This is a genomic window from Ruminococcus sp. OM06-36AC, assembly GCF_003438725.1.
GTDB classification, from domain to species: domain Bacteria; phylum Bacillota; class Clostridia; order Oscillospirales; family Ruminococcaceae; genus Ruminococcus_C; species Ruminococcus_C callidus.
Map to the genome: position 1 here is coordinate 1 of NZ_QSTT01000020.1, position 9,667 is coordinate 9,667.

The window sequence follows — 9,667 nt, forward strand, 5'->3', positions numbered from 1 at the left end:
AATTGGTATATTTCTATTATACCATATTGTCTAACAAAAGGGGAGCATTTCATATTCCGGTGACCTGTTTTTTCAGACGGCTTGCCGCACGAGAGAATTCCTGCTGGTGAAAATTTGCGAGAATCGGATCCCCCCTTGACATTTCCCACAGGCAATGCTATAATCAAACCAATCATTTGCATGATAATGCCGCAGATAAAGGAGAATTTACTATGCCAAATCAACCGGAACGTTTCCGTGACACCAGCCTGCCTATTATTGAACGGGTGAAAGACCTGCTTTCCCGTCTGACTATAGAAGAAAAGATCCACCTGCTCTCCACCCATCAGCTGCCTGTGGAACGGCTGGGCATCGGAGAATGGTATGTGGGTCAGGAAGTGGCACGGGGCTATGTTTCCCGCGAAAAGACAGAGCCGTCTACCGTGTTCCCGCAGCCGATCGGGCTGGCTTCTACCTTTGATCCGAACCTCATGGAACAGCTGGGGGAAATTGCCGGCGAAGAAGCCCGCTATTATCACCGGAAAGACCCCAAGGGGCACCTGATGCTCTGGGGACCTACAGTCGATCCGGAACGTGATCCCCGCTGGGGACGCACAGAGGAGGGCTACGGCGAAGACCCGTTTCTGATCGGAGAAATGACCACTGCCTATACGCAGGGCATGGCCGGTGACCACCCGACATACCGCCGTGTGATTCCTACACTGAAACACTTTTGTGCCAACAACAACGAAAAAGAACGGATCAACTGTTCTTCCAACGTTACCCCGCGAACACTGCGGGAATACTATTACCGTGCCTTTGAAGCTTCTATCGTCCGCGGCGGCACAGGCTCTATGATGACGGCTTATAATGAGCTAAACGGCGTTCCCGCCTGCATGAATCCCGACCTGAAAACGCTGGTGAAAAAGCAGTGGGGGCTGGAATTCATTGTGACAGACGGAGCAGATTTTTCCCAGAATGTGCTGGCACACCATTCTCACGCCACCCATGCAGAGGCTCTTGCCGCCTGCCTGAAAAACGGCAATGATGTGATGACCGATGAAGCAGACATGGTGGCGGCAGCAGCCAGAGATGCACTGGACAGAGGGCTGCTGACAGAAGCCGACATTGACCGTGCTGTGGGAAATTCTCTCTCCGGACGGTTCCGGCTGGGAGAATTTGACGGGGACAGCTGTCCCTATAACACCAAGCCGGCGGAAACGGACACGCTGCTGCACCGTGCAGTGAACCGCTGTGCTGCCATGGAACAGATGTGTCTGCTCCATAACCGCGGGATCCTGCCGCTGCAATTGCAGCCTGATGCCAGAGTCGCTGTGATCGGGCCGCTGGGAAACGAGAACTATCGGGACTGGTACACCGGCGTTTCTTCCTATGCCGTACCGATTTTGGAGGGACTGCGGCAGCAGCTGGGGGCAGAAAATGTGCTGTTTGATGACGGTTATTCTGTGGTTGCCCTTCAGTCTGTGGAAACCGGAAAGTACTGCACCGTTTCTGCGGACGGTACGCTCCGTGCGGCGGCAGAACAGATCGGCGAACGGGAAACCTTTTTGCTTCACGACTGGGATTTTGGCAGCATGAATCTCCGTGCCTGCTGCAACGGCAAGTACGTCACCGAAAACGGCACCTATCAGGCAGTCAGCGATACGCCCTATGAGTGGTTCATTCGGGAATGGCTCAAACCGGAGCCGTATGGAGATGCCATGCGGTTTGGCAGCTGGCATGATCGTCCTATGGACATCGCACTGCAGCCGGACGGTACGCTCCGTGCAGTTTCTCACGGAAAGCCCACACCAGACCGGCTGTTCCGGCTGGTGCCGGTGGAGGACGGCGTCACCCGTGCGGCGGCTCTGGCGAAACAGGCGGACGTGGTCATTCTCTGTCTGGGCAACCACCCCATGCAGGTAGCACGGGAGTGCTATGACCGTCCCGATCTGGAACTGCCGGCACATCAGAAAAACTTGCTGCGTGCTGTACAGGCTGCCAATCCCAACACCGTGCTGACTGTGGTTTCCAGCTATCCCTATGCTCTGGGGGAGGCGATGGAACTGCTGCCGGCGATCCTCTATACCACCCATGCCGGACCGGAACTGGGCAACGCCGTAGCGGATACGCTGCTGGGGAAAAACAATCCGGCGGCACGCTGTCCGATCACATGGTATCGTTCCGCACAAGATCTGCCGGACATCATGGAATATGACATCATTTCGGCAGAGCGTACTTATTTATATGACACAGTTGAACCGCTGTTCCCCTTTGGGCATGGTTTGTCCTATTCCAGTTTCGTCTACCGTGATTTTACTGCGGAGGAGAAGCCGGAGGGCATGCTGTTCCGGCTGACTGTAGAAAATACCTCTCAGCGGGACGGGGATGAAGTGGTACAGCTTTACTATCGGGCACTGCACCCACGTGTCAAGCGTCCGCTCCGACAGCTGTGCGGCTTCCAGCGAGTACCAGTGCCGGCAAATACAGCGGTGCCGGTGACAATTTTTGTTCCGTGGTACGCTTTGGAATACTATGACGTGACACAGGAAAAAATGCTGGTGGAACAGGGCGAGTACCGCTTTTCTGCGGGGGCATCTTCCGCGGACATTCGGCAAGAATTGGAATGCACAGTTTCCGGTGAAGTGATCCCACCGCGAAACCTCTCCCATTCTATCTGCATCAAGAACTATGACAGCAAGCACGGCATAGAAATCACTCTGCGATTCTCGTACCGAAAGAACGACTGGTACGGCTGCACCAATGACTGGGGCGGCGGGTTTACCTTTGCCGATGCAGATTTTGCCGGCTATACCAAGGCAGAACTGTGGGCAGCAGCACCTTGTTCGCAGGCAGGTGTTGCCATCTATGCAGGAGAACAGCAGCTGGGCAGTGTGGAGATCCTGCCTTCTCGCAGCATGGACGATTTCCAGCTGTACACGATCCCGCTGAAGCCCTATACCGGACAGGCAGACCTGCGGCTGGAAATCACCGGCATGGCAAGTGTGTACCGGATTCAGCTGGGTTGACTTTCATGGAAAGCAACACCTAGGGAATTCTCTCTCAAAAGCAAAAAAAGACAGACCACGGTCTGTCTTTTTTCTTTCTTCAAAGCATGGATATTCCATTGCGTGCAATCTTTTCCGCCTGTTTTTTCAGACGAAGATCCCGAAAAAAATCCCGCAGGATCTGGGCACATTCCGCCTGCAATAAACCGGCATGTACCTCCGGTGTCCAGTTGTAGGGCAGAGTGAACAGCTGTTCCACCGAATCCACTGCCCCGCCCTTGGGGTCGGCTGTGCCATAGACCACCTGTTCCAGACGTGCATGCAGAATCGCTCCCGCACACATGGGGCAAGGTTCCAGCGTCACGTACAGAGCACTGTCCAGCAGCCGCCAGCCGCCCAGTGTCCGGCTCGCCGCATCGATCGCCATGATTTCTGCATGAGCAAGAGGCGAACGGTCTGCTTCCCGCCGGTTATATCCTTCGCCGATGATCCGTCCGGTGGATTTCTGCACCACCACTGCCCCCACAGGAACTTCGCCCATTGCCGCAGCCTGTGCCGCCAGTTCCAGAGCACGCATCATGTACCGTGCCTTGGGGACAAATCCGGTTTCCGTCAAAAAATCACCTCGATCACCATCAGAATCACACAGAGGATCAGCACAATGCTCAGCGGTCCCACATGCATCACCGTATAGAGCCGTTCCCGCAGAGTCAGGTAATGCTTCTGTGTCAGCAGAGCGGGATTTTTACGGGTGGGACGAATGGACAGCAGGCAGAGCAGAATTCCCGCTATCAGCACGAGAAACAGAAACAGCAGGCAATACGACTGCCAAAACGACGACTGCCAGATCTCCATTGCAAACAACCCGAACAGCATCACATGGTACAGCAGCCGGCAGAATATAGCCGGTACCACAGAACCACTCCGCAGAACGGCGACACCGGAAACCAGCGAAAAAGTCAGTTCCATCAATATCGTGGTGCAGCTATGGGACAGACAAACTGCGACAACTGCTGTCAGGATCACCGCATCCCAGTCCCCGAACTGCCGCAGCACATGAAGCATATCCCCATGCAGAAGCAGTTCTTTGCAGACGCTGATCGCCAGCACTTCAAAAACCAGATAAACGATCTGGTAAGAACGCCGCATATACGAAACGGTGTAATACGCTTCCCCCAGTGTACTGCTGCTCAGAAAATTCACCGGCGAAAACAGCAGCCACACATTAGCGACCGCAAAAACGATCAGTGTCACTGCAATAGCAGCCGGAAACTCCCGCGGTGAATCCAGCTTCCAGTGATACGCCACACGACGCGGCATGCGGAAACAGCACCGGAGGATCAGCACAGGCACCATGAATTTCAGCACCGTCTTGCACATCAGAATGACCAGAACCGCCGTCTGGTTGCCGTAAACAGTGCCGTCACTGTAGCAATAGCCTACGTCCATTCCGGCTATCTGAGCGATGCCCATCAGGATCGCTGTCAGCAGGTTTTCGATCAGCAGATAGGCAAATATCGCCATGCCGATCACCATGGTGATCTGTATGAGCGACCGCCGTTCTTCCGCAGCCGGATCTGGTTCATGAAACCCTTTTCCCTCGATGTAAACCGCTTCTTTTTTCTGTTTCTTGCAGCGAAAGGCATATGGGTTATCTTCTTTGTTCCGCCATGCACGGAATGCATGATTATATGCTTCCGAAACATTGCTGTAGTTGGAATCTGCAATCACGTCCACCGTATCCGAAACGGCAGCAGAAGGCTTCTCCAGATTTTGTAATTTCATATGTTATTACGCTCCCCTCAAGCGTCATCTCAAACGGAAACGCCCTTCTCCGCGGCATTTCCTTTCAGGGAACACTGCATAAAGCCCGCCTGACGGCTTTGCACGCAATCTGCGTACAGATTTTCCGTCATATTGCCCAGAAATCCCTTGCCAGACATACAGTCTGCCTGCGGAATTTCTGTGTAATCTGCCGAAAAATCTGAATACACATCTTACGCATAAGCTTTATGCAGTGTTCCCTTTCATTCTTCACAATTTTTTGCCGTGTGCCCTGTGCACAACGGAACAACATTTTTGGTTGTATATCAAATTGCTATGATTTTTCCCATTTTTTCTACTCTTATTATACCATGCCACCGAAAATGATGGTTTAGTGAAGTGGAAATAATATCGTTATGTTTTTTGAAACCTTCATATCAGCTTTGTGTATAAGATGAATAAATGACAACAGGACATAAAAAGCAACAGGAATCGTGGGGTTCGCGGGGAATGTTTGAGAGGAGATGCCTTGAAAAAAGCCTCCTCCCTTGCGAATATCTGTCATTTCGCAAGGGAAGAGGCTTATCGATAAGAGGAAATCAGTTTTGGTAAGGCAATTTGTCAACGATATGCACCAAAAATTGCATCAGCACAACGGCATCATCGCTGCCAACTTCGCTGTCGCCGTTGCAGTCGGCATTTTTCTTAGTGGCATCGTCCAGCATAACCGCACCAGCACAGGCTTTGTTCAGCAGGACTGCATCGGTGATGTCCACTCGTCCGTCGAGGTTGAGGTCGCCGTAGAGGGCGGTGGGTTCGGTTTGGGCGGAAGATGTGGTGGTTTGGTTGGTAGTTGCAGTGGTCTGTTTTGCTGTGGTAGTTTCGGTTTGTTTTGCAGTAGTGGCAGTGGTTTGCTCTGCCGTGGTGGTTGTGCTTTGTTTTGTCGTAGTTGCGGTAGTTTGCTTTGTTACGGTAGTTTCAGTCTGCTTTGCAGTGGTTGTGGTTTGTTCTGGTGTGGTAGTCGTTGTTTGTTCGGTGGTAGTTTGTTTTGCAGTAGTGGTAGTTTCTGTAGTTGTGTCTGTGGTTGTCGTGGTAACAATACTGTTCAAGGACACAAAGGGAATCTCTTTTTCTGCCGCATAAGTTTCCGCATATGAACCGGTATAGCCGTAAATGGTCAGATCGCTACAGCTTTTAAAAACGTTATAATCGATTTTTGTCACACTGTCTGGTATGATGATTTCAGTCAGGCTAACGCAATTGTCAAAAGTCATAGCATCAATGCTCGTCATGCCATTTGGAATCGTGATCTTGGTCAAATGTGTGCAATCGCCAAAAGCAAGCATGCCGATATTGGTTATGCTGTCTGGCAGAATAATTGTCGTCAGATTGGTACAGCCATAGAACGCATTGCCATGAATACTTGTCACACTATCCGGCACGACAACACTTGTCAAGGCAGTACAATTGTTGAAAGCACCTATATTGATCGTCACAACATCTTCAGGAATTACAACATCACCAGCACAAGTACTTCCGTCAATCAAAAGATGATTGATAATTACCAATGGATTTTCTTTCTGTCTTGCTGCCAGCCAAGCAGTGCCGTAAAAAGCTTTGTTCTCTATACTAGTCACGCTGTCTGGTATCGTAATTTCAGACAAATTGGTACAGTTTTCAAAGGTGTTATGTGCAATTGTAGTCATGCCACTCGGGAGAGTTACAGCAGTCAGACCAGTGCAATTTTCAAAAGCCAACCCTGCTATTGCAGTAACGCTATCCGGTATTGTGATTTTCTTCAGTCCAGTACAATTCAAAAAGGCACTAGTTCCGACACTTGTCATGCCGTCCGGCAGCACAACTTCAGTCAGACCTGCACAGTCCACAAAAGCATACTCATCTATACTGGTCAGGCTGTTTGGCATGGTAATCTTTTCTAATTTTGTGCATGCCTTAAACGCATAACGTCCAATGTTTGTTACGCTATCCGGTATAGTGATTTCCGCCAAACTGGTACAGTTAGAAAAAGTATATTCTCCAATACTTGTCATACTGTTGGATAGGGTAACATCAGCCAAATTTGTACAATCTGAAAAAATGATTTCCTCCATGCTTGTCACACTGTTTGGAATCGTGATCTCTGTCAAACTGGTACAACCAGAAAAGGCAGCTTGTCCAATGCTCGTTACGCTGTCCGGTATGGTAATTGCAGACAAACTGGTGCAGCCCGAAAAAGTATATCCTCCAACACTGGTCAAGTGATCGGATAGTGTAATGCTTTCCAAGTTGGTACAATTCGAAAAAACAAAACCGCCAATATCTGTGACACTGTTCGGTATAGCGATCTTTGTCAGACTGGTACAGCCGGAAAAAGCACTTTCACCAATGCTTGTTACGCTGTCTGGTATGGTGATTGCAGTCAGATTCTCAAGATTTGAAAATGCATTTCCTTCAAAGCTTGTCACACTATCCGGTATAGTAATCGCAGTCAAATCACTGCACCCATAAAAAGCATTTTTTGCAATACTTGTTACGCGTTTTCCGTCAATTCTTGCCGGAATTTCTACTGATTCTACAGTTTCATTACAGCCGGAAATCTTTACTTCATCGGTATCTGTCACGCTATAGTACAAGTCCCCGTAGGTGCCGTCATAAGAATTTATCACATATGCACTTGCGGTGAATACTGTCTCCACGCTCTCCAACATGTTCTGCACCCCAGACACGCCAACACTACCCAGACAGAGCACGCCGGCAGTCACAGCTGCAAGCACTTTTTTCCACAGCTTCATCTTCATTCCTCCGTTTTTCTTTTGTTGCAAATTGTCTGTTTTTATTATAGCATGTCAACTTAAAAAAGTCAAATGCCTTTTCATAAATTTCCAGTTTTGTAGAACATTCTGCTATTGTCCAAGTGATTTTTCCATGTCTTCCGCGAATTTCCCCCTTCGAATTCTTCCAAAATTCCAACAAATATACAAAAAGTCAGCTTTAAATCAAACCTGCATTGTCAAAAACAGAGAAATCATTACAAATATATTGCATCGTTTTCAATGACGTAATATAATAAAAGCAGGAAAATTCTGCCGGAAACTCGCAGAACATGGGCAGCTGTGTTCTGCTTTTTCTTTCCCTGGAATTTGTCGAATCGTGTCGAAAAAAGGAGAATCCACCATGAAAACCGCATTCCAAAAAAAGGCATATAGTATCCTGACGGCACTGGTGCTGCTGCTGACAGCATGCACCGGTGCCGTTTTCAGCAGTAGTCGGGCAGCGGCTCTGGAACTGGAGGGTACCGGCAAGGCGGACAACCCTTACTTGCTCTCAACCGCCGCAGAACTGCTGGAGTTTGCGGAAAAGGCAGCGGCTGATCCCAACATTTGTGCAATGCTGACGGCGGATATTTCGCTGGAAGGAGAAACCTGGACACCGATTGGCTCCTATGCCGGCACTTTTGACGGCAATTATCACTGCATTTCGAATTTGCAGTGCAGCGGCGGCAGCAACTTGGGCATGTTTGCAAAGCTGTCCGGAACGGTACAGAAACTGGGGCTGACCAACGTACATATCCAAGGGAAAAATACTGTCGGCGGAATTGCGGCTCTATGCAGCGGGACGATCACAGATTCGTTTTGTGAGGGTGATATTACTGCCAGCCGCGACTTTGCCGGCGGTCTGGCAGGGCAATTTCAAGCGGGAGCCGTTGTGCAAAACGCCTACCACATCGGCACAGTTACCGCAAAGGGCACAGTCGGCGGTCTTGCCGGACGAAGCGATGCACCGTTGCAAAACTGCTACCATATCGGAACAGTTGCAAAAACAGACGCTGCTTCCGAAGATTCTGCCGGCATGCTGGTGGGCAGACTGGGAGATATGTCAGAAACGCAATTGCAGAATTGTTTCTACACAGTCACAGCAGGCGGTTACACTGCTGTGGGAAGCAACTACAAAGAACCAGAGGGCATGCAACAGGCAGAGGAGAATTTCCAGAACGGCATTGTTGCCGAACTGATGAATACCGGCGGCGATATGTGGTGTGTCCGCGAGGGGAAAACTGTACTGAAAGAATTCACGAACAATACTTCAGCAGCTACCACCACAACGGAGAGAACTACAACTTCTGATACAACGAGCACGACTGCTTCGACAACGACAACTTCCGCTACTACAAGTACAACTGCTTCAACAACGACAACTTCCGCTACTACAAGCACGACTGCTTCAACAACCGCGACTTCCGCTACTACAAGTACAACTGCTTCAACAACGACAATTTCCACCACAACAAGCACAACTGCTTCGACTACCGCAACTTCCACCACCACAAGCACAACAACTTTAAAAACCACTACTTCCACCACCACAAGCACAACCACTTCGGCAACCACAACTTCCGCTACTACAAGCACAACCGCTTCGACAACGACAACTTCCACCACAACAAGCACAACTGCTTCGGCAACGACAACTTCCACTACCACAAGCACGACCACTTTAAAAACCACGACTTCCACTGCCACAAGCACGACCACTTCAACAACCGCAACTTCCACTACTACAAGTACAGCTGCTTCGACAACCACGACTTCCACAACTACAAGCACGACCGCTTCGAAAACCACGACTTCCACTACTACAAGTACAACCACTTCGACAACCGCGACTTCCACAACTACAAGCACGACCACTTCAACAACCGCAACTTCTACTACTACAAGCACGACCACTTCGAAAACGACAACTTCCGCCACCACAAATACAACCACTTCAACAACCGCAACTTCCGCTACTACAAGTACAACTGCTTCAACAACGACAATTTCCACCACAACAAGCACAACTGCTTCGACTACCGCAACTTCCACCACCACAAGCACAACAACTTTAAAAACCACTACTTCCACCACCACAAGCAC

The 9,667-nt window shown here is 49.9% G+C and carries 6 protein-coding genes; 2 read left to right on the forward strand and 4 right to left on the reverse strand.

Going from position 1 to position 9,667, the window contains the following annotated elements; translation table 11 throughout:
* A partial coding sequence (locus DXB92_RS13990) for a hypothetical protein (RefSeq protein ID WP_207658597.1) occupies positions 1-182 on the reverse strand: 182 nt, incomplete at its 3' end.
* 30 nt (positions 183-212) lie between these two features.
* Between DXB92_RS13990 and DXB92_RS11035 the strand changes: the two genes are divergently transcribed.
* Positions 213-3,008 carry a glycoside hydrolase family 3 C-terminal domain-containing protein gene (locus DXB92_RS11035; protein ID WP_117733884.1) on the forward strand — a complete coding sequence of 932 codons (2,796 nt, stop codon included), beginning with the start codon at positions 213-215 and terminating at the stop codon, positions 3,006-3,008.
* Positions 3,009-3,087: 79 nt separating this feature from the next.
* Here the strand turns inward: DXB92_RS11035 and tadA are convergent, their stop codons facing one another.
* From tadA to DXB92_RS11055, 3 genes are all read right to left on the reverse strand, one after another.
* Positions 3,088-3,603: a tRNA adenosine(34) deaminase TadA gene (tadA, locus tag DXB92_RS11040; protein ID WP_341473044.1), complete on the reverse strand. Its 516-nt coding sequence runs from the start codon at positions 3,601-3,603 to the stop codon at positions 3,088-3,090.
* The gene (locus tag DXB92_RS11045; RefSeq protein WP_117733885.1) at positions 3,600-4,772 is read right to left on the reverse strand and encodes a CPBP family glutamic-type intramembrane protease; all 1,173 of its coding nucleotides are present in this window, start codon (positions 4,770-4,772) and stop codon (positions 3,600-3,602) included. The genes tadA and DXB92_RS11045 overlap by 4 nt, the downstream gene beginning before the upstream one ends.
* Before the next feature lie 578 nt (positions 4,773-5,350).
* Entirely contained in the window at positions 5,351-7,543 is a 2,193-nt protein-coding gene (locus DXB92_RS11055; protein WP_181977036.1) for a leucine-rich repeat protein, read from the reverse strand.
* Between the two features lie 382 nt (positions 7,544-7,925).
* Here DXB92_RS11055 and DXB92_RS13995 point away from each other — a divergent pair.
* Positions 7,926-9,667: hypothetical protein (locus DXB92_RS13995; protein ID WP_187118447.1), on the forward strand; the 1,742-nt coding region annotated here is incomplete at its 3' end.